Annotated in this window: 19 protein-coding genes; 8 read left to right on the top strand and 11 right to left on the bottom strand. The window is 42.4% G+C overall.

Annotated features, from left to right (window positions below):
- The first annotated feature begins 44 nt into the window (after nucleotides 1–44).
- The 4 genes from L6E24_RS09065 to L6E24_RS09050 all read left to right on the top strand — a co-directional run bounded on the left by L6E24_RS09065 (nucleotide 45) and on the right by L6E24_RS09050 (nucleotide 5,817).
- Nucleotides 45–698, top strand: a complete 654-nt coding sequence (locus L6E24_RS09065) for a metal-dependent transcriptional regulator (RefSeq protein ID WP_257741663.1) — start codon at nucleotides 45–47, stop codon at nucleotides 696–698.
- Nucleotides 699–2,552: a ferrous iron transport protein B gene (gene feoB / locus L6E24_RS09060; protein WP_257741662.1), complete on the top strand. Its 1,854-nt coding sequence runs from the start codon at nucleotides 699–701 to the stop codon at nucleotides 2,550–2,552. It abuts the gene before it with no gap.
- A 337-nt stretch (nucleotides 2,553–2,889) separates the two neighbouring features.
- The gene (locus L6E24_RS09055; protein ID WP_257741661.1) at nucleotides 2,890–5,319 is read left to right on the top strand and encodes a methyl-accepting chemotaxis protein; all 2,430 of its coding nucleotides are present in this window, start codon (nucleotides 2,890–2,892) and stop codon (nucleotides 5,317–5,319) included.
- 21 nt (nucleotides 5,320–5,340) lie between these two features.
- The gene (locus L6E24_RS09050) at nucleotides 5,341–5,817 is read left to right on the top strand and encodes a chemotaxis protein CheW (RefSeq protein ID WP_257741660.1); all 477 of its coding nucleotides are present in this window, start codon (nucleotides 5,341–5,343) and stop codon (nucleotides 5,815–5,817) included.
- A 320-nt stretch (nucleotides 5,818–6,137) separates the two neighbouring features.
- Here the strand turns inward: L6E24_RS09050 and nadC are convergent, their stop codons facing one another.
- The 5 genes from nadC to L6E24_RS09025 form a co-directional block, all read right to left on the bottom strand.
- Nucleotides 6,138–6,992, bottom strand: a complete 855-nt coding sequence (gene nadC / locus L6E24_RS09045) for a carboxylating nicotinate-nucleotide diphosphorylase (RefSeq protein WP_257741659.1) — start codon at nucleotides 6,990–6,992, stop codon at nucleotides 6,138–6,140.
- Nucleotides 6,967–7,893, bottom strand: coding sequence for a quinolinate synthase NadA (gene nadA, locus L6E24_RS09040; RefSeq protein WP_257741658.1), 927 nt, complete (start codon nucleotides 7,891–7,893; stop codon nucleotides 6,967–6,969). Before nadA ends, nadC begins: the two co-directional genes overlap by 26 nt.
- A 134-nt stretch (nucleotides 7,894–8,027) precedes the next feature.
- Nucleotides 8,028–8,786, bottom strand: a complete 759-nt coding sequence (gene nadX, locus L6E24_RS09035; protein ID WP_257741657.1) for an aspartate dehydrogenase — start codon at nucleotides 8,784–8,786, stop codon at nucleotides 8,028–8,030.
- Between the two features lie 125 nt (nucleotides 8,787–8,911).
- Complete coding sequence (locus L6E24_RS09030; protein WP_257741656.1) at nucleotides 8,912–9,265, bottom strand: hypothetical protein; 354 nt, start codon at nucleotides 9,263–9,265, stop codon at nucleotides 8,912–8,914.
- The gene (locus tag L6E24_RS09025; protein ID WP_257741655.1) at nucleotides 9,237–10,400 is read right to left on the bottom strand and encodes an aminotransferase class V-fold PLP-dependent enzyme; all 1,164 of its coding nucleotides are present in this window, start codon (nucleotides 10,398–10,400) and stop codon (nucleotides 9,237–9,239) included. Before L6E24_RS09025 ends, L6E24_RS09030 begins: the two co-directional genes overlap by 29 nt.
- Nucleotides 10,401–10,551: 151 nt before the next feature.
- Here L6E24_RS09025 and L6E24_RS09020 point away from each other — a divergent pair, with 151 nt between their 5' ends.
- From L6E24_RS09020 to L6E24_RS09005, 4 genes are all read left to right on the top strand, one after another.
- Entirely contained in the window at nucleotides 10,552–10,980 is a 429-nt protein-coding gene (locus L6E24_RS09020) for a nucleotidyltransferase domain-containing protein (RefSeq protein ID WP_257741654.1), read from the top strand.
- A 173-nt stretch (nucleotides 10,981–11,153) separates the two neighbouring features.
- Nucleotides 11,154–11,579: a DUF86 domain-containing protein gene (locus L6E24_RS09015; protein ID WP_257741653.1), complete on the top strand. Its 426-nt coding sequence runs from the start codon at nucleotides 11,154–11,156 to the stop codon at nucleotides 11,577–11,579.
- 208 nt (nucleotides 11,580–11,787) lie between these two features.
- Nucleotides 11,788–11,985, top strand: a complete 198-nt coding sequence (locus tag L6E24_RS09010; protein ID WP_257741652.1) for a type II toxin-antitoxin system HicB family antitoxin — start codon at nucleotides 11,788–11,790, stop codon at nucleotides 11,983–11,985.
- 427 nt (nucleotides 11,986–12,412) lie between these two features.
- On the top strand, nucleotides 12,413–14,083 hold the full coding sequence (locus L6E24_RS09005; RefSeq protein WP_257741651.1) for an RNA-binding domain-containing protein: 1,671 nt from the start codon (nucleotides 12,413–12,415) through the stop codon (nucleotides 14,081–14,083).
- Between the two features lie 480 nt (nucleotides 14,084–14,563).
- Here L6E24_RS09005 and L6E24_RS09000 read toward each other — a convergent pair whose 3' ends face one another.
- The 6 genes from L6E24_RS09000 to L6E24_RS08975 all read right to left on the bottom strand — a co-directional run bounded on the left by L6E24_RS09000 (nucleotide 14,564) and on the right by L6E24_RS08975 (nucleotide 17,555).
- A complete protein-coding gene (locus tag L6E24_RS09000) occupies nucleotides 14,564–15,019 on the bottom strand; it encodes a nucleoside deaminase (RefSeq protein ID WP_257741650.1) in 456 nt (151 codons plus the stop codon).
- 160 nt (nucleotides 15,020–15,179) lie between these two features.
- Nucleotides 15,180–15,461, bottom strand: a complete 282-nt coding sequence (locus L6E24_RS08995; protein WP_257741649.1) for a helix-hairpin-helix domain-containing protein — start codon at nucleotides 15,459–15,461, stop codon at nucleotides 15,180–15,182.
- A 46-nt stretch (nucleotides 15,462–15,507) separates the two neighbouring features.
- Nucleotides 15,508–15,816, bottom strand: coding sequence for an N-glycosylase/DNA lyase (locus L6E24_RS08990; protein WP_257741648.1), 309 nt, complete (start codon nucleotides 15,814–15,816; stop codon nucleotides 15,508–15,510).
- A gap of 182 nt (nucleotides 15,817–15,998) precedes the next feature.
- A complete protein-coding gene (locus L6E24_RS08985; RefSeq protein WP_257744010.1) occupies nucleotides 15,999–16,202 on the bottom strand; it encodes a type II toxin-antitoxin system HicA family toxin in 204 nt (67 codons plus the stop codon).
- A gap of 20 nt (nucleotides 16,203–16,222) precedes the next feature.
- Complete coding sequence (locus tag L6E24_RS08980; protein ID WP_257741647.1) at nucleotides 16,223–16,435, bottom strand: type II toxin-antitoxin system HicB family antitoxin; 213 nt, start codon at nucleotides 16,433–16,435, stop codon at nucleotides 16,223–16,225.
- A 115-nt stretch (nucleotides 16,436–16,550) separates the two neighbouring features.
- Nucleotides 16,551–17,555, bottom strand: a complete 1,005-nt coding sequence (locus tag L6E24_RS08975) for a DNA-3-methyladenine glycosylase family protein (RefSeq protein WP_257744009.1) — start codon at nucleotides 17,553–17,555, stop codon at nucleotides 16,551–16,553.
- Nucleotides 17,556–17,672 lie beyond the last annotated feature (117 nt).

Raw genomic sequence — 17,672 nt, 5'->3', positions numbered from 1 at the left:
CAAAAACAATTTCTAAAATTGAGGATAAAACTAAGAGGGTTTAAATGGATCAAAAATTATGTGAAGACTATCTTGAGAAATTATCCGGAGAGCCGGAGATCTCAGAAAATATCAATAATAAAAAGATTCTTGCAGAGTATATGCACCGTAGCATATCTGAGACCGAAAGTGACCTTCTCGAACTTGAAACAGAAGGATATCTGACAATTCTTCCGGACGGGAAGATCAGTCTGTCAGATGAAGGTATAAAAAAAGGTCGCTGCATCGCAAAAAAGCATAAAGTTCTCGAATGTTTTTTTACAGAAATGCTTGGAATGGACCCTGAAACTGCCTCCAAAGAGGCATGTGAGATTGAGCACTCGGCATCTGATGACACAATAAAAAAGCTGAATGAATATTTAAACAGACCCGGAAGATGTCAGGGACGGAGGCAGGGGCCCCGCCGGACACCCTGTTCTGAGGAGAACGCAGAAAGGCTGACACTCTGTAATGAAGGCGAAAAACTAAAAGTCGTTGGTGTCGGAGGCAGGCCGGGGAGAGGTTTCCGGCTGAATGACCTGGGCATAGTTCCGGGTGAGAAGATAGAGATTATCAGAAAACTTGACAGAAGAGCACTTCTTGTGAAAGTCAAGGGAAGTGAAGTGGCCATAAGTCCCGAAATTGCAAATACAGTATTTGTTGAGAGAAGGAAAGAATAGATGAAATTTGCACTTATTGGAAACCCCAACGTCGGGAAATCCCTTATCTTTAACCAGCTGACCGGAATCGGGGTTGAGATCTCAAATTTTCCGGGGACAACAGTGGATCTCTGTTCAGGAAATGTCTGCTATAAGAAGGAAAAATTTGAGGTCATTGATTTTCCGGGCATATACTCACTTGACGGTAAATCAGAGGAAGAGGAGGAGGTCAGGAAATACCTCAGAAATGAACATATTGACGCCCTTATAGCAGTCCTTGATTCAACCCATCTTGAAAGAAATCTCTATCTCCTCCTCCAGGTTGCAGAATATGAACTCCCAACCGTTGTCGTGCTCAATATGACAGATGAGGCTGAAAAGCAGAATATTCATATTGACTTTGCAGAACTCTCCGATATATTAGGATGCGAAATTATCGCAACCACGGCAACCGAAGGAAAGAATATAGGACAGATAATTCCTGCCGCACTTCAGGTGGCATCAAAGATAAAGGCAAGAGTGCCCTATGACAGGCATGTTGAAGCAGGTATCAGAAGTCTTGTAAAATTATCAGAGTGCTCAAGGCTTGAAGCCATACTTACACTTGAAGGCATAAACCAGAACCCTGAACTGACCGAGACTGCCGAGACGATATCAGTTGAGATTGAAGAAGAGCATAAGATGTCTGTGTACCAGATAATGGCCACAAACAGACATAATGAGGCATCAAAGATATCAGATGAGGTTACAAGTGAAAAGGGTGAGAAGAAAGAGTTCAGGTTTGAAAAATACCTGACCCGTTATTTTCCGGGAATTCCCATACTTGCCCTGATACTACTGTCAACACTTCTGATTGTATTCTTTGTCGGATCTTTTCTTGAAGAGCTGATAGTCTCTATATTTGAGCAGTACGCCGTAGAACCTCTGTTGGCTATGGGCCTTGATCCGCTTACCGAGCAGGTCAGTTTCTCATTTATCATTGCCCTTCAGGCAGGTCTTGGTATAGCATTTCCGTTTGTATTTGTCTTTTACATATTAATCTCAATCCTTGAGGATTCAGGCTATATGACAAGGGCGGCGTTTCTTGCAGACCGGGCAATGCACAGAATCGGGATGCACGGACAGGCGCTGATCCCGATGGTGCTCGGATTCGGATGCAATGTTCCGGCAGTGATGAGCATACGCCACCTTTCAAAGAGAGAGAGGGTCATTGCCTCATTTCTTATAACAATGGTGCCCTGTTCGGCAAGGACAGTTATCATTGCCGGAATTGTGGCTGTATTTGTCGGAGTTCCGGCTGCAATATCAGTCTATCTGATAGTCTTTGCCCTCATTGCCCTCACAGGAGTTGTACTGACAAAGTTCACACCCGGAGAGCAGTATGGTATGATACTTGAGATGGCACCTCTCAGAACGCCAAAGGCAAAGCAGACTCTCTCAAGGGCATGGCTGCATATGAAGGAGTTCATCTTCATTGCTATGCCGATTCTGCTTGTGAGCAGTATATTTCTTGGCCTGTTACAGTATGGCGGAATTATACAGGCATTTCAGGACGTATTTGCGCCGGCGATGGATGCGGCACTGGGACTGCCCGACTATGCCTCAACATCACTGCTCTTTGGAATATTAAGAAAGGAGATGGCATTTGAGACACTTGCAATACTTGCCGGAACTGCCGACCTGGGCAGTGTGATGACCGGAATACAGTTATATGTATTCGCTGTGGTAAGTGTACTCTTTGTCCCCTGTGTATCCACAATCGCAGTATTATACCGCGAGATGGGAATAAAGATCGCAGCCCTTGTCTCCGCATATACACTTACTCTTGGGCTTGTTGTCGGGTCACTGATTCATTTCATCTGGTCAGCCCTCTGAAACAAAAAAATAATATAAATAACTATTTTTCAGCTCTCATTCCGGAGATTTTCCCAGGCAATATAACCAGGTAAACTTACGTCATAAATCTGACACAATTCAAAAAACGCAAGATAATTATTTATATTAAATCTTACCATTCTGCATTGTATTAACAGAATACAGACATGACAGATACTTCCGCACAACAATAACCACAATGACGCAGTATTTTCAGAAATAACGACATATGATGCCGAGAAGCAAATACATATAAACTATTTGGCCAATAACAGTATCTTTACGATCAATGCAAAAGGCGCAGACGGAACGCGGGGACAATAAGGAGTGAAGAGTTATGGATTATGATAAACTGGAAGGGATAATAAATGGAATTCTGGCCGGAAAAAGTATTGCAGAGTCCGGACTGGATAAACTGCCACCTGAGGCTTCGGGCCTTTCAGGTGCGGTTAAAAAACTTGCGGAAAAAGTGGCGGGGACAGAGGAGAAAGCTGATTTCCTCCATACAGCGATCATGAAGACACCTGTACCTATGGTTCTCTTTGATAAAACTCTGAAGATAACCGATGTCAGTGACGAGATGACAGCCTTTTCAGGCAGGTCAAAATCAGAACTTACAGGGCTTGACATCAGAGGATTCCGGCAGGCATTCAATATAGATAAGACTGAAGGTTTAGGGACACCGGACGCACTTGAGAGAAAAGAGAGGGTCGAAGGGTTGTTTAAAGCCGATTTCCGGGGCAAAACATATTCAGTCAGAATATTCAGCACGCCAATACCTGATAAATCCGGTGCGATATCCCATATCAACACCTCATTTGTTGATGTATCAGAAACTGAGAACATCACAAAGTACCTGGGCAGAGAGATCAAGAAAATAGGGGAAAATCTTGAAAAGATCTCCCTTGGTGACCCAAACCTCAGCCTCACGGCAGGGGACGCAGATGAGTACACAGGAAAGATAAAAGAAGAGATTGAGGATATAAACAGAAGCCTTGCCAGAGTCAGAGACAATGTTATGGAGGTAGTAAAAGAGGCGGAAAACATTGGCACTGCACTTACAAACGGGGACCTGAAGCACAAGTCGGAGACATCGGGTTACAAAGGCGTGTACAGAGACCTTATAGAAAACCTCAATGACATCTCATCCGGAATAAGAGAACCTCTTGTAATTATCAATGACAGAATTAAGATGATTGGCAGAGGAGAGATACCCGACAGGATTGACGAACAGTTCAAAGGTGAATTTGATGTACTCAGGAAGAACATCAACAATTCGATAGACGGCCTTCAGGCGGTTGTTGAAGTTGAAAATATCTTAAAGAAGATGTCAGTCAATGACTACACCACTGATGTTTCCGGAAAATACGAAGGCATATATTCAAACATTACCGAAGAAATCAGCCTTGTAAAGACGAGGCTGTTAAATGTGCAGGATATTGCGGCAAGGACCTCCAGGGGCGACCTCTCAAGGCTTGATGAACTGAAAAAGATCGGGCGCAGGAGCGAGAAAGATGAGCTGTTACCCTCACTTGTGAAAATGATGGAGAATATCAATGAGATGATCAGGGATGTTGTCCGTCTGAGCAACAACGCTGTTATGGGCAGAATTGATGAACGTGCTGATGCCGGTGCATACGATGGGGCATATAAAGAGGTTATAAACGGCATAAACAAGATGCTTGATGCAGTAGAAATTCCGGTTACGGAGGCGATAAGGGTTTCAGGAGAGCTTTCGGACGGGAATTTCGGGGTCAGGGTCAATGATAAGCTCAGGATGGAAGGAGAGTTCAGAGTATTCAAGGATGCTGTCAATAATATAGGCATTTCAGTATCTGAGGCTATCAACTCCTCAACCGGAATTGCACAGAAAGTTGCTATGAACTCCAATGAGGTCAGCAAAGGCACTGATGAGGTAGCAAAGGCCGCAGAGGGAGTTGCAACAACAAGCCAGAAGACAGCGGAACTGACAAAGTCCCTTCTCGAACAGATAGAGGACATTAACAGGCAGATTGCCGACCTGTCGGCATCCAATGAGGAGATTGCCGGAACATCGCAGGAGGTATTCACCGCCGCAAATCATGTCGTTGAGATAGGTAAGGAAGCACAGAAGCTTGGCAATGATGCCAACACCAAGATGAACAATGTTGAGGTTATTGCCAACCAGAGCGTCACCGAGATCAATTCCCTGACCGAACAGATAAAGGAGATCAACAATGTTGTAAAGCTGATAAACGATATTACCGGCCAGATAAATCTTCTTGCCCTGAATGCGGCAATTGAAGCAGCAAGAGCCGGGGAGCATGGCCGCGGATTCGCAGTAGTCGCAGGGGAAGTCAAAAACCTGGCGGCTGAGGCGAGAGAGGCAACCAATTCAATAGACAAGGTGGTATCCTCAATAGGGCAGAGCAGTGAGAAGACTGCCAGTTCGATAAAGTCAGCCAACAATGAGATTGTGGACGGAGTATCAAGTGTCACAAAAGCACTTGAGGCGCTCAATACAATTATTGTGAATGCAGGGCGGGTATCCGGAGATATTGGTGAGATTACAAAGGCAATCGAGGACCAGGCCAATATTGCAAATAATGTAGTAACGTCTGCCGACAGGGGCACCAATATGACCAAGGATGTGCAGAGAGAAGCAGAAGAGCTTGCTGCCCTTGCAGAGGAAGCCAGTGCATCGGTTGAGGAGATCAGCAGTGCAATTCATGAGGTGAATGAACTGTCAAGAGAACTTGAGAAGGAGATGGGCAGATTCAGAACCTGAGATTAAACAGGAGAAGATGTTATGACGACAGTTGATGTTGTGCAGTTTGAGATCGCAGGGACGAAATATGCCCTCGACATTCAGCTTGCACAGGAGATAGTTGAGATGATGCCCATAACTCCGGTTCCAAAGGCCCCGCCCCATATTGCCGGAATTATTAATCTGAGGGGTGAGATCACAAACATTCTCAACCTAAACAGGCTCATGGAACTTCCGGATGACGGAGATTCTGAGTCAAAAAAGATAATAGTGCTTGTAGCCGGTGCTGTCGGTGGTTCTAAAATCGGAATGATTGTGGATGATGTAAAAAGTGTCCTTCAGATATCAGATGAGGATGTTGACAAGATGGACACCTCTTTTTCAAAAGAGGCATATATCAAGGGAATAATTAAAATAGGCAATGAACAGGATTCAGATAAGAAGGATCTTGTGATATGGATTGATATTGGCGGGATACTGAGAAATACCCTCTATGAAAGCGGAGTTGCAACGGCGTAACATCTGCAATAAAAGATCATTCTGCCGGGGATAATCCGGTTAACCCTCACAGGGAATCTTCCGGCAGAAAAAATAACCGGGCTCTAAGGGAAGAAATACCAGAAAGTAAGGAGGTGAAAAGGACCTGAACATGACAGAAAAAATAAGGAATATCATAGCCGCCATATCTCTTAAAATCCCGAATAAATAAAGCAGAACACAATATGCACGAACGACACAGATGATCCGGATTTGAGACTGAAACATAAATTAATGGGAACAGATCTCTGATTTCCGGAGAGAATAAAAGATAACAGCCATTTCATAACCGGAAAAATATATTATTTTTTTAAGGCGGATTTTTGACCGCCTCTGATATTTAAGGATACATCGAAGCATTCAACCGTATGCGTCAGTGCCCCGATGCTTATTATGTCTATGTCACATACTGCATAGGATTCTATATTTTCCGGAGTAATACCGCCGGAAACCTCAAGAATAACATTCTTTCTGAGTCCGGCATCATTGATCATCTCTGATGAGAGAATGACATCTTCCGGAGTCATGTTGTCAAGGAGGATGATATCAGCTCCGGTCTCTGCGGCGATGAGGGCATCATCCGGTTTTTCAACCTCGACTTCGGTTTTTTTGTATGCTGAATACTTCTTTGCCTTTATTATCGCCTCTTTTAAGGGGCAGAGAAGAAGATGATTGTCTTTTATTAAAAATCCGTCAGAGAGTGAGTCACGGTGAGGATCTCCGCCGCCGGTCACAACCGCTTTTTTATCCAGATATCTCAGTCCGGGTGCTGTCTTTCTGGTCGCGGCGATTCTGACATTCGGGTTTGCTGACCGGACGAGTGATGCAGTCCTCTCTGTTTTTGTTGCAATGGCACTCATACGGCTGATAATATTTAAGCAGGTTCTCTCTGCTGTCAGGATTTTACCTGCATTGCCGGATACTGTCATCACCAGATCTCCGGGTTGTACCGGATCGCCGTCCTTCTTCAGGAAACGGACATTCAGACCGAGATGGCCAAACAGCAGTGATGACTCCTCAAGACCGGCGATTATCCCTTCTGCCTTTGAGATGATCTCCGCTTCGGTATTTACATCCGGAATTATGACCTCAGATGTGATATCCCCAAACGGCATATCCTCATCGAGATATTCAAGAAGTTTCTGAAGTTTTGTCATTGCTCTTCCTGCTTAGGTCAATCATACGCCTTATTGAGGATTCGGCTTTATCCATCAGGTCTGCGGGCAGATTTATCTCCGGGGATTCGCTGTTAAGTGAGCTTAACACGTCATTTAAGGAGATCTTCTTCATGTCTTTGCAGACTGCTTTCTCAAAGCTTAGGAATTCCTTATCAGGATATTCTGTTTTAAGCCTGTAAGCCATGTCCTTCTCGGTCATTACAGCCCATCTCTCCGAGAGGTGTGTATTTCTCATCATACTTCCGGTGGACGCAATTATATCACAGTGTGCCCTCACCTCTGCCGGACATTCCGGATGGCAGATTACGGTATAGCCCTTCTTCTTTGCAGATATGGCATCCTCAGGTGTAAATTCCACATGCACAGGACAGTTTCCGCCTTTTGGCAGCGGGACTATTTTTTTGTCCGGAAGCTGCTCCTGAACATATGATGCAAGGTTTGAATCAGGGCCGAAGAGGACGGTCTCACTTTTGAGCGATTTAACGACATCCACAGCATTTGCTGAGGTGCAGACGATGTCTGCATATGCCTTTGATTCGGCAGTTGAATTGACATATAATACAACCTCTGCACCGGGGTTATCTTCTCTGGCCGATTTAATCATCTCCGGACTGAGCTGATCGGCAAGCAGGCATCCGGCATCAGGTGCAGGGAGTATGACCTTTTTTTCCGGATTTAAGATCTTTGCAGTCTCTGCCATGAATAAAACACCACAGAATACGATGATATCTTCAGTTACGTCAGTTGCCCGGAGCGCAAGTTCAAGGCTGTCACCGATAAAATCAGCTATGTCCTGAATTTCAGGGGGTTCATAGTTGTGGGCAAGGATTATCGCATTTTTCTCAGTTTTTAGTTTGTTTATCTCTTCCTGTACTGTCATAGGAGGCACATTCCAGAATAATTTAAATTGTTAGATTCTCCGGCTTTACTCATCTTCGTAACCGAATGTTAATATGTCTAATAGTGCCTCAGGGCATACAATCATTTGTCATCCGGTTACTTCTGCCTGGGATATCAGGTTCCTATCTTTATCGGTTCTTCAAGATTTTTGAGCAGGGTGATAACTGAGAGTGCAGCAAGGTAACTTGTTGCAGGGTTATCAGGACATGGATTGTTCTTTATTCTCAGGTAAAACTCTCCGAATTCTCCTTCTGCAAAAATTTCATGTGTGTTGCGGTCAGCTTCAGGATCTGCCCAGAGTTCGACATCGACTTCATGTCCTGATGCTATTTCAAGCGCGACTGCAACATTAATGTTTTTAGGGTACTTTTTTATACACTCATCTGCCCTTCCGGAGAAGAGGAGGATCTTCTCATCCGTTTCTATGCCTAAGGATCTTGGATTTTTGGTTGTTCTTAATAACAGCCTCTTCATATCGGAGATCTGTCCGATCTTCAGATTGTCAAGGCCCATTATTGCCCCGCTTGGGATACGTACTGTCCTTTTGAATTTATTTGCAGTCTCTTTTATATTAGCAGAAAATTCCGGATCAGCAAATGCACCGACGGAGAGAATTATCATATCTTTTCCGGATGTAAGGACACTTTCTGCATGGGTAAGAACTGCACTTACTGATGCAGCCTCCACCACTATGTCGAAGTCCGATGAGAGGAACTCCTCAAAGTTCTCAAACGCAGGTGCGCCCGTTAATTCCGAGAGGTGTTTCGCGTGCCGGATATCCATATCATATAGGGCGGATATCTCAAATCCGATGTTATCCTTTGCAATAACTTCAGCCACATTGCCGCATCCAAGCAGACCGACCCTGATCATTTCATTATAATTGGTGTTTTTAAGTGGTTAAGGATTTTTATTGCTCTCAAAAAAATATTCTAAGAGGTTACAGAAAAATCAAACAGTATATACCACGAAAACAAAAATAGAGGAGATAAAATAATTTATTCCTCTATTTTTGCCCGAATTTCAGCCTCTCTCCCCCGCATTGCATTAACATCAGGAGTGCCGTCATTATAATTAAAAAGGAGAAGGTCAAAGTAACCTGAGGTCTCTCTCTGAAATTCCTTTTTAACTCTCATCTCTATTTCGTCATCCCCTAATATTCCCTTTATCGAGATAAAATCAGGCTTGTCAAAGGAGAACGGGGTCATCCTCATTCCTTCTCTGATCTTCACCTCTCCAAAATTAGAGAGATATTTTATAAATTCTATTGAGACAGGTTCATCCATGACAAGATCATCCCTTGTAGAACCGTCTTTGCAGAATTTATGCAGGTTGGATTTCTTTATCTTCACTTCCGGCCACCTCCGAAATGGCTTCTATAGCTTTTCTGCATTCATTTTCAGTATTAAGATATGAAGGGCTAAGCCGTACTGTCCCATCATGAGCACCAGGCAAATTCACGTTAATAAGCGGGGCGCAGTGAAGTCCGGCCCTTGTAATAATGGAATAACCCCTTGCAAGTATTCTGGAAACTGTATAGTTATCAATTCCATTGATGTTAAATGAGATAACCGGCAGGTCAGGATTCTGATTATACAGTATAATTTCCGGATGATACTTTAGCCCGTCAATCAGGAGTTTTGTCAGACCCATGGTCCGCTTCCTGATCTCTTCCGGGCCGGTATCATTAATGTAATTAATACCTGCAATAAGAGAGACAATTCCCGGATAGTTTGGAGTTCCGGCCTCAAATTTCATGGGCATATCATACGGCTGAAGGGGATATTTGGAATTGGCACCCGTTCCTCCCTGCCGGAGAGGATCTATTCTCTCCGGGTCGGCAATGTACAGGCCGCCAATCCCCTGAAGGCCGAAAAGTGCTTTGTGCCCGGTAAATACGAGGGCATCAACAGGGGTTTTAGAGAGATTAACGGGAATTTCACCGGCAGTCTGGGCAGCATCAACACAGAAGAAAATATCCTTTTTCCTCAGAATTTTACCAATTGAACCGATATCCTGGACTGTGCCGAGTACATTGCTCCCATGTGTCATCACTGCCATTGAGGTATCTTCTTTAATTGATTCACGGACAGATTCGGGGGTGATGTAACCATTTTCTGACCGGAGAACCGTAAGTGAGATCTTATTTTTGACCTCAAGCGTCCGGAGCGGTCTCAGGACAGCATTGTGTTCAAGATCGGTTGTAATGACGTGAGTTGAACTGCCCTGACGGTTCACAAAACCATGAATTACAGTGTTCAGGGAATCTGTTGCATTCTGGGTAAATATAAAATTATCCGGAGTTTTCACCCGGAAAAACCCGGCAAGGGTTTCACGGGCAAGTGTGGGATAATCAATCTGCCCCGGCACTGAACTCCTCCCTTCCTCAAAGTAAGGAAGAGTAAAGGACTGCTCAACCGCTTTTATAACCGGATCCGGCTTTGGCCAGGTTGTGGCGGCATTATTCAGATATATGATCGGTTCCATTGTGTTCACAGACTAATTGGAATGAAAACCAATAATAATTTATCCATGTCCGAATTAATCAAATTAACTTAACTCATTAAATAAAGGCCCAGGGAGGTAATTACAGCACAGACAATATAAATGAAATTAGCAATATATTGTTATCCGGAACATGTATTCTCCGGAAAAACTGAATGAGTCGGATCTGACTGATGATGAGAAGGAACTTGTGAAATCTGTCTGTGAAGAACTGATGGCATATCCTTTTGTCATGGCAGTCTATCTCTTCGGATCACATGCAAAACGCTGTTCAAAGCCATACTCGGATATTGATATTGCCGTATTACTCAGAGAACCGGCTGAAAGGAGAGAGATAGAAACAGCCGGATCATATTCCTCAAAAATACTGGATGTTGAGATATTCAGCCTTATGCCAATCACTGTCAAAATGGGAATAATATATGACGGAATACTTCTCTTCTCAAGGGACAGCCGGCATCTCCGGGATATTACAAGAGCTAACCTGCTGGAATACTTTGATTCTGAGCCAATGAGAAAAAGGGTCAATCAGAGATTTATCAGTTCGTTCAGCCTGAAATAATTAATTAATAATACAGCAGCCCCACCAGAAAGTCCTTTCTGAAATCCGGAACAGAAAACTGCTGCTGACATAAAAGAAAAACAAATGAAAAACGGAATTGACAGACAGAATAAAGAATTCATAGCATCATATAACAATTATCAGACAGATAAAAAATCAGGGAGATATTTTTGATGGGAACCGAGTACGACAGAACTTTCACTATACTATCAAATATAAAAAAATATTACAGGGAATATGAGGAGATTACCGGAGAGGGAGGTATCCCAAAAAGAGATGACGTACTTAGATATCACTCGGTTTCCATGATTCTCTTTACTCTCATGAATCTTTCATTTGAACTTGGTGAAGAGATAATCTGCATAAAGAAACTTGAAATACCACGCTCATATCGTGATATTTTCAATGTGCTCAGCAACGCCGGCCTGATATCTGAAGAGCTTAAAGGAAAGATGAGCAGCTTTGTATTTTACAGAAATCAGCTTGCACACCAGTACGCAACATTTGATGAAGCAGATCTTGGGATTATCTCGGAAAATATAGATTATCTCTGTGATTTTGTCAGTCTTATGGCAGAGATAATTGCAGAGGACAACTGATTTTACAGCCCGGAAATATCTCCTGTTATTCTCCAAAACTCAAAATATCTTCCACAATCACCTGTATCAGGCCAAACCCGGATCTCAAGGGAAAATGTTATGGAGAATCCATAAACGGAAATATTGTGCACTTAACCCACGTTTACCAAAGGCTTCACTGAATAAAACCATGTGAATATTTAATTCATATTATAACATACACAAAAACATGCAGTTACAGGTAATAATTAAGCCCGGAATGGATGGATGGTTTGTTGCAGAAGTACCCTCTCTTCCGGGCTGCATATCACAGGGTAAAACAGAAGAAGAAGCTCTGGAAAACATCAGGGAAGCAATAGAGTTATATCTTGAGCCTGATGAGGAAGATTACATTCTCTCAGAATTCAGTCATAGATTTGCCTCTTAATTTAAACAGTAGTATCCAGAATTTATTCCCATACTCTTTCATATCACCCATGTTTCGTTGATCCTGACACATACAAACATTATTATTTCAGTGACAATAGAGGCTTTCACATGAATATTTACTAACTGACTATGGGGTAATTAAATAGTGCATTTGGGTCAATCCTCGCAATTTTTGTGCCAATTGCGTCTGTAAATTATCCAATTATCTATCAAATTTTATTTGTGTAACAGCCCCAATAGAATACTCATACAGCGATAACAATAATCAGACAATAAATCAGAATTAAGGATACAGCATAAATTGACTGCATTATCTTAAATAAGTGCTTTCCGGATTTAGAGAAGATAAAATATTCAGACAAGTCATACAGAATTTAATTAGTAGCACTAATATAAGAAGGAAAAAATATTTGAGGAATTACCGGATGAATCAGACAGAATTAAAAAAATTGCTAAATGAGCTTATTAACAGATGGGAAGATGAAATAACTGAATTTAAGCAGGCCGGAGATAATTTTTCGACCTCAGATATTGGCAAATATTTTTCTGCTTTAGCCAATGAAGCAAACTTAAGAAATTGCCACTCAGCCTGGCTGGTTTTCGGTGTTGATAATGATTCCAAAAATATAATCGGAACTGATTACCGCCCGGAACATGAGAGACTGCAAAGTCTGAAAATCCAGATTGCAAATAATACTGATCCAAGTATAACTTTCCGAAATATTTACGAGTATAAAGATGATTGTGGAAGAGTTATTCTCTTCGAAATCCCCCAGGCACCAAGAGGAATACCAATTGCATGGAAAGGACATTACTACTCCAGAGCCGGTGAAAGCCTCACATCTCTGGGTCTGGAGAAACAGGACGATATTCGACAGCAGACATTAGGTAGTGACTGGACGGCAGGCATTGTGCCACATGCAACATTAAATGATCTTCATTCAGACGCAATTCAAAAAGCAAGAGAATCCTTTGCCTTAAAGTATAAAAATCGCTTTTCATTTGATGAAATCATGAACTGGCCCCTTGAGACATTTCTGGATCGGGCACGTATCACTCAGCAGGGTAAAATTACCAGGACAGCCATAATTTTGCTTGGAAAACCTGAATCAGCATATTATTTGTTACCATATCCTGCACAGATAACATGGAAACTTGAAGGCATAGATAAAGCATATGAGCATTTTGGACCACCATTTTTGCTAAACACAACTATCATTTATCGAAAGATACGTAATTATCAGATGCGCATATTACCTTTTGATGAATTAATACCTCTGGAAGTTTCAAAATATGACCAGAAAGTTATTCATGAGGCACTGCATAATTGCATTGCACATCAGGATTATCGCAAAAACAGCCGAATAATTGTTACAGAATCAACGAATTTTCTTCAATTCGAAAATGAAGGTGACTTTTATGAAGGTCAGCCAGATGATTATACTATGGGAAATAAAACCCCCCGCAAGTATAGAAATTCATTTTTAACACAGGCTATGGCTGAACTGAACATGATTGATACAATGGGTTATGGAATTTATGAGATGTATAAAGAGCAGGCACGACGTTATTTTCCGATGCCGGACTATGACCTCTCAGAATCGGGGGTTGTTAAATTAAAAATTTACGGCAAAGTAATTGATCCTGCTTACAGCCTGTTATTAATTCAAAATAAAGAACTCACTCTCAAAGACATTATTGCATTAGACCACATACAAAAGGGACATTCCGTGCCTGAGGAAACAATACATCGTTTACGTCGCGCAAAGTTAATCGAAGGACGAAAACCCAATTTGTACCTTTCTGCATCTGCTGCAATAACTACCGGAAAAAAGTCGGACTACATTAAAACGAGGGCACAGGATGACAAATTTTATGCAAAACTGATTATTGATTATTTATCTGAATTTGAATGTGCATCAAGAGAAGAAATTAATTATCTACTATGGGATAAACTCAGTGATGGATTAGATGATGAACAAAAAACCAACAGAATATCTAATTTGCTTACAAAACTTCGCCGTTCAGGTCATATCAAAAATATTGGTTCAAAAAAGGCACCAGACTGGATAATTAATGAAAATGATGCAGAATAAAATAGCTGGGTTGCAGAATAAATATTAACAACTTTTAACAAAAACAGCATATATCCCCATACAAAATATCCACGTAACAATCCCTAATATATACAAAATGCCTAATATGATAAGATAATCACAAAATAAATTTTAATAATATTTAATATTAAATCGCTTGCCTTTGCAGAATAAAAATTAATAATGCAGAATAAAACAGCATATACAAGAGGCTGTTGTGCAACCACATTTTATGGAAAATGAGACAATTCCATTTGACAATTAGATCTCCTATGAAAAACTTCGATTTTTCATCTACCATCTGTGAACCCGCAGGCTCATGTATGACTATTTTAACACATCTTCACCCATTTAAGCCAATAAATTTTTAATTAATCCATTGATTTTCATTCGTGCAATAACCTCACAAACTGAAGAAAATGATTGTCTGGACTGAAATTTAAATTTATTTTGGTCACAGTGCGCCTGTAGTTATATAGTTTAAAGACTGCCAATGTCCTCATACCAGATATCAGTATGGGTGTCTATGTATTCTGCCATCATTGTCCTCAGTTCGGAGAGGTTTAAATTGATGACCTTTACCCCTTTCTCCTCTAAAAATTCCTTTGCTCCGGCAAAGTTATGTGATTCTCCGGCAACGACTTTTGGAATACCAAACTGCACCACTGCCCCGGCACAGAGGTAGCAGGGCATGAGGGTTGAGTAGAGCACAGTGTTTGAATATCTCCCGATTCTTCCGGCATTTTTTATGCAGTTAATTTCGGCGTGCATCAGTGGATCATCGTCCTGAATTCTCCGGTTGTGTCCTCTTGAAAGGACTACCCCGTTTCTTACAAGCACCGACCCTATTGGTATTCCGCCTTCATCAAGCCCTTTTTTTGCCTCGGAAATTGCTTCCTGCATGAATTTCATGTGAGTATCCATATCTTCAGTCATATGTTTGCCTCCATTTCTGACTGGATCGTATCTCTGTCCTCCGAGATGTTAAACACAACACCTGAATGAAATGCTTAAATGCCGGGTAAAGTTACATATCCTGCCCCTCATCAGACAACCACTCTTTTGTCCCTGATTGCTTTCAGACAGATTTATCCGTTCAGTCCTTCCATGACCACCACTTCAGAAGTTCCGGGTCATAATCAGATTCCGGAGTTCTGGCAAAATATACGGCACACCTGAAGACATAGAGCATGCAGCGATCTACTGTCTGCCCCTGCATCATGCAGAGTTTTTCATACATATCTTCCGGGATTTCGCCAGTGAGATCACTGACGCTTCTGTAGCCCAGACCATAGAGGTCCTCTGCAATGGAAGGGCCCACTCCAGGAATTCTCCGGAAATCCTTCAGGGATTTCTTTTTATCTGCATTATCAGTCATCACAAACCCAATCTGAAGCTCTACACCGAATCAGAGATAGCTGGCATCACCCACGGTTAGCAAACAAATACTCCTGGGCATAACCGGCATAGTCTCCAAAGTAATCCTTCGCAAACCTCCGGATTCTGTCGTACTCATACGCCGAGAGCGTTGCTTTAGGATTACCAACGTCATAAAACTCAGACATAATCCTACTCATCCAGACATCAACCGGAAACGACTCAAACTTCTGAAAAGCAAAGAGAAGAATGCAGTCGGCAACCTTTGGGCCAACACCCTTAAACTCCATAATCTTCCCTCTTGCCTGCTCGTAACCAAGTTCGGCTATTTCATCCGCCCATCCGGGATTATTCACCACTCTTCCGGCAGTATCACAGATATTAGCTGAACGGTAGCCCGTAGAACATTCTGAAACATCCTCAATATAATGAGATATTGAGCAGAGGATATAATGCAGGAATGAGGTGATTAAATAAGAGAATCTTTGCAGACGTAACTATACAGAAATTATCTCAGCATAGTAGAGACATTAAAATATCAGAGATAATTTACAAATTCATCAGTAGTCATTCCAGAATCAGAGATCAAATCACGAAGAGTACCACGTTTCATCTCACTATGCAATGGAACAGAGAGAATAAGTGGCATACCTTCTCTTTTCATAATGACATGGTTTCCGGTCTGCCTGCGTACAACCCAGCCTGCTTTTGAAAAAGCCTTTACTGCATCATGACCGGAAATTACCGGAAGGCTAGGTTTCTTCAGAGAGACACTTCCATAACACGTGAGCCTGAGTTCCCGTTCTGAAGAGTATCCTCATTGAGTACTTCAATACAGCCATTTATCGCATCTTTTATATTTTCAAGTGCCTCATCAACTGTTTCTCCCTGAGAATGACATCCCTGAATAGCAGGACAACTGACATTATATCCACCATCTTCAGGGTCTTCCCTGATAATTACCTGAAATTTCATAGCACATTCCTATCTTCTTTGAGTGAAAACAAATTCTTCCAAGATTAAATTAGTAACCCAATGTATTAATTATTCTGCTGAAGGTAATTGGCATCCGGACATCCAGACATTCAGATCACCCACGGTTAGCAAACAAATACTCCTGGGCATAACCGGCATAGTCTCCAAAGTAATCCTTCGCAAACCTCCGGATTCTGTCGTATTCATACGCCGAGAGCGTTGCTTTAGGATTGCCAACGTCATAAAACTCAGACATAATCCTCCTCATCCAGACGTCAACCGGAAACGACTCAAACTTCTGAAAGGCAAACAAAAGAATGCAGTCGGCAACCTTTGGGCCAACACCCTTAAACTCCATAATCTTCCCTCTTGCCTGCTCGTAACCAAGTTCGGCTATTTCATCCGCCCATCCGGGATTCTCCGTCACCCTTCCGGCAGTATCACAGATATTAGCTGAACGGTATCCGGTAGAGCATTCTGAAACATCAGCCGCACAGCTCAGTGAAAGGGCCTTTGCAGACGGATATGAGAAGAAGGAGAAGGAACTGCCGGCAACAGAACCACTATCTGAGGCAGCACCAGTATCAACATCAGTGTCAGAAGCAGTATCAGCACAGGTATGTCCCCCATCCATCCTATCATCCGGAACAGAACTCACTTCAGCACCAGCAACAGCGTCAGAACCAGTATCAGGATTTTCTCTGCTTATCAGATCCTCATCAAAGACAAGCGGCTTTCCGTACACTGAAGAGAGGTTCGCAAGCATCCGGCTGATAAACGGAATATTGGCATTCTGGGCACAGGAGTATGTGATCAGACACTCCCAGGGATTTTGTGACACTAACCTTAAACCGTATTTTTCAGAGATTGCCGACCCGATATGCTCATCTTTGTTAACAGAGTCAAGAATCCGGTCAAGATTCAAATCAAGCTGAAAGTAATCCCTGAGGAACTGTTCGTTGCAGCCGGAATACTCAAGAATCCGGCCACCCTTTATCTGCCTGACATGAAGAGCTTTTCCCCATGCAACGCCGAACCATCCGGAACTTCTCTTCTCCCACCGGAATACCTGCCCGCACGATAACGTATCATCAAGATTAAACGGCTGGTTATAATCCAGTTCACATATTTTCAGTGCCGTTATCCCACCTTATCATTTTTTCCACCCAATCACTAATGTCAGTATCAGCCGTACCAACAACCGCATCTTCCATCATGTACAGACCCCCACAATCAT

Source organism: Methanoplanus endosymbiosus (genome assembly GCF_024662215.1).
GTDB classification, from domain to species: Archaea; Halobacteriota; Methanomicrobia; order Methanomicrobiales; family Methanomicrobiaceae; genus Methanoplanus; species Methanoplanus endosymbiosus.
This window is presented reverse-complemented; position numbering and strand designations above follow the sequence as displayed.

Excerpts from the sequence above, each read along its gene's own strand:
- L6E24_RS09065 (WP_257741663.1), top strand. The coding sequence starts at position 45 with ATGGATCAAAAATTATGTGAAGACTATCTTGAGAAATTATCCGGAGAG.
- feoB (WP_257741662.1), top strand. The coding sequence starts at position 699 with ATGAAATTTGCACTTATTGGAAACCCCAACGTCGGGAAATCCCTTATC.
- L6E24_RS09055 (WP_257741661.1), top strand. The coding sequence starts at position 2,890 with ATGGATTATGATAAACTGGAAGGGATAATAAATGGAATTCTGGCCGGA.
- L6E24_RS09050 (WP_257741660.1), top strand. The coding sequence starts at position 5,341 with ATGACGACAGTTGATGTTGTGCAGTTTGAGATCGCAGGGACGAAATAT.
- nadC (WP_257741659.1), bottom strand. The coding sequence starts at position 6,992 with ATGACAAAACTTCAGAAACTTCTTGAATATCTCGATGAGGATATGCCG.
- nadA (WP_257741658.1), bottom strand. The coding sequence starts at position 7,893 with ATGACAGTACAGGAAGAGATAAACAAACTAAAAACTGAGAAAAATGCG.
- nadX (WP_257741657.1), bottom strand. The coding sequence starts at position 8,786 with ATGATCAGGGTCGGTCTGCTTGGATGCGGCAATGTGGCTGAAGTTATT.
- L6E24_RS09025 (WP_257741655.1), bottom strand. The coding sequence starts at position 10,400 with ATGGAACCGATCATATATCTGAATAATGCCGCCACAACCTGGCCAAAG.
- L6E24_RS09020 (WP_257741654.1), top strand. The coding sequence starts at position 10,552 with ATGTATTCTCCGGAAAAACTGAATGAGTCGGATCTGACTGATGATGAG.
- L6E24_RS09015 (WP_257741653.1), top strand. The coding sequence starts at position 11,154 with ATGGGAACCGAGTACGACAGAACTTTCACTATACTATCAAATATAAAA.
- L6E24_RS09010 (WP_257741652.1), top strand. The coding sequence starts at position 11,788 with ATGCAGTTACAGGTAATAATTAAGCCCGGAATGGATGGATGGTTTGTT.
- L6E24_RS09005 (WP_257741651.1), top strand. The coding sequence starts at position 12,413 with ATGAATCAGACAGAATTAAAAAAATTGCTAAATGAGCTTATTAACAGA.
- L6E24_RS09000 (WP_257741650.1), bottom strand. The coding sequence starts at position 15,019 with ATGACTGAAGATATGGATACTCACATGAAATTCATGCAGGAAGCAATT.
- L6E24_RS08995 (WP_257741649.1), bottom strand. The coding sequence starts at position 15,461 with ATGACTGATAATGCAGATAAAAAGAAATCCCTGAAGGATTTCCGGAGA.
- L6E24_RS08980 (WP_257741647.1), bottom strand. The coding sequence starts at position 16,435 with ATGAAATTTCAGGTAATTATCAGGGAAGACCCTGAAGATGGTGGATAT.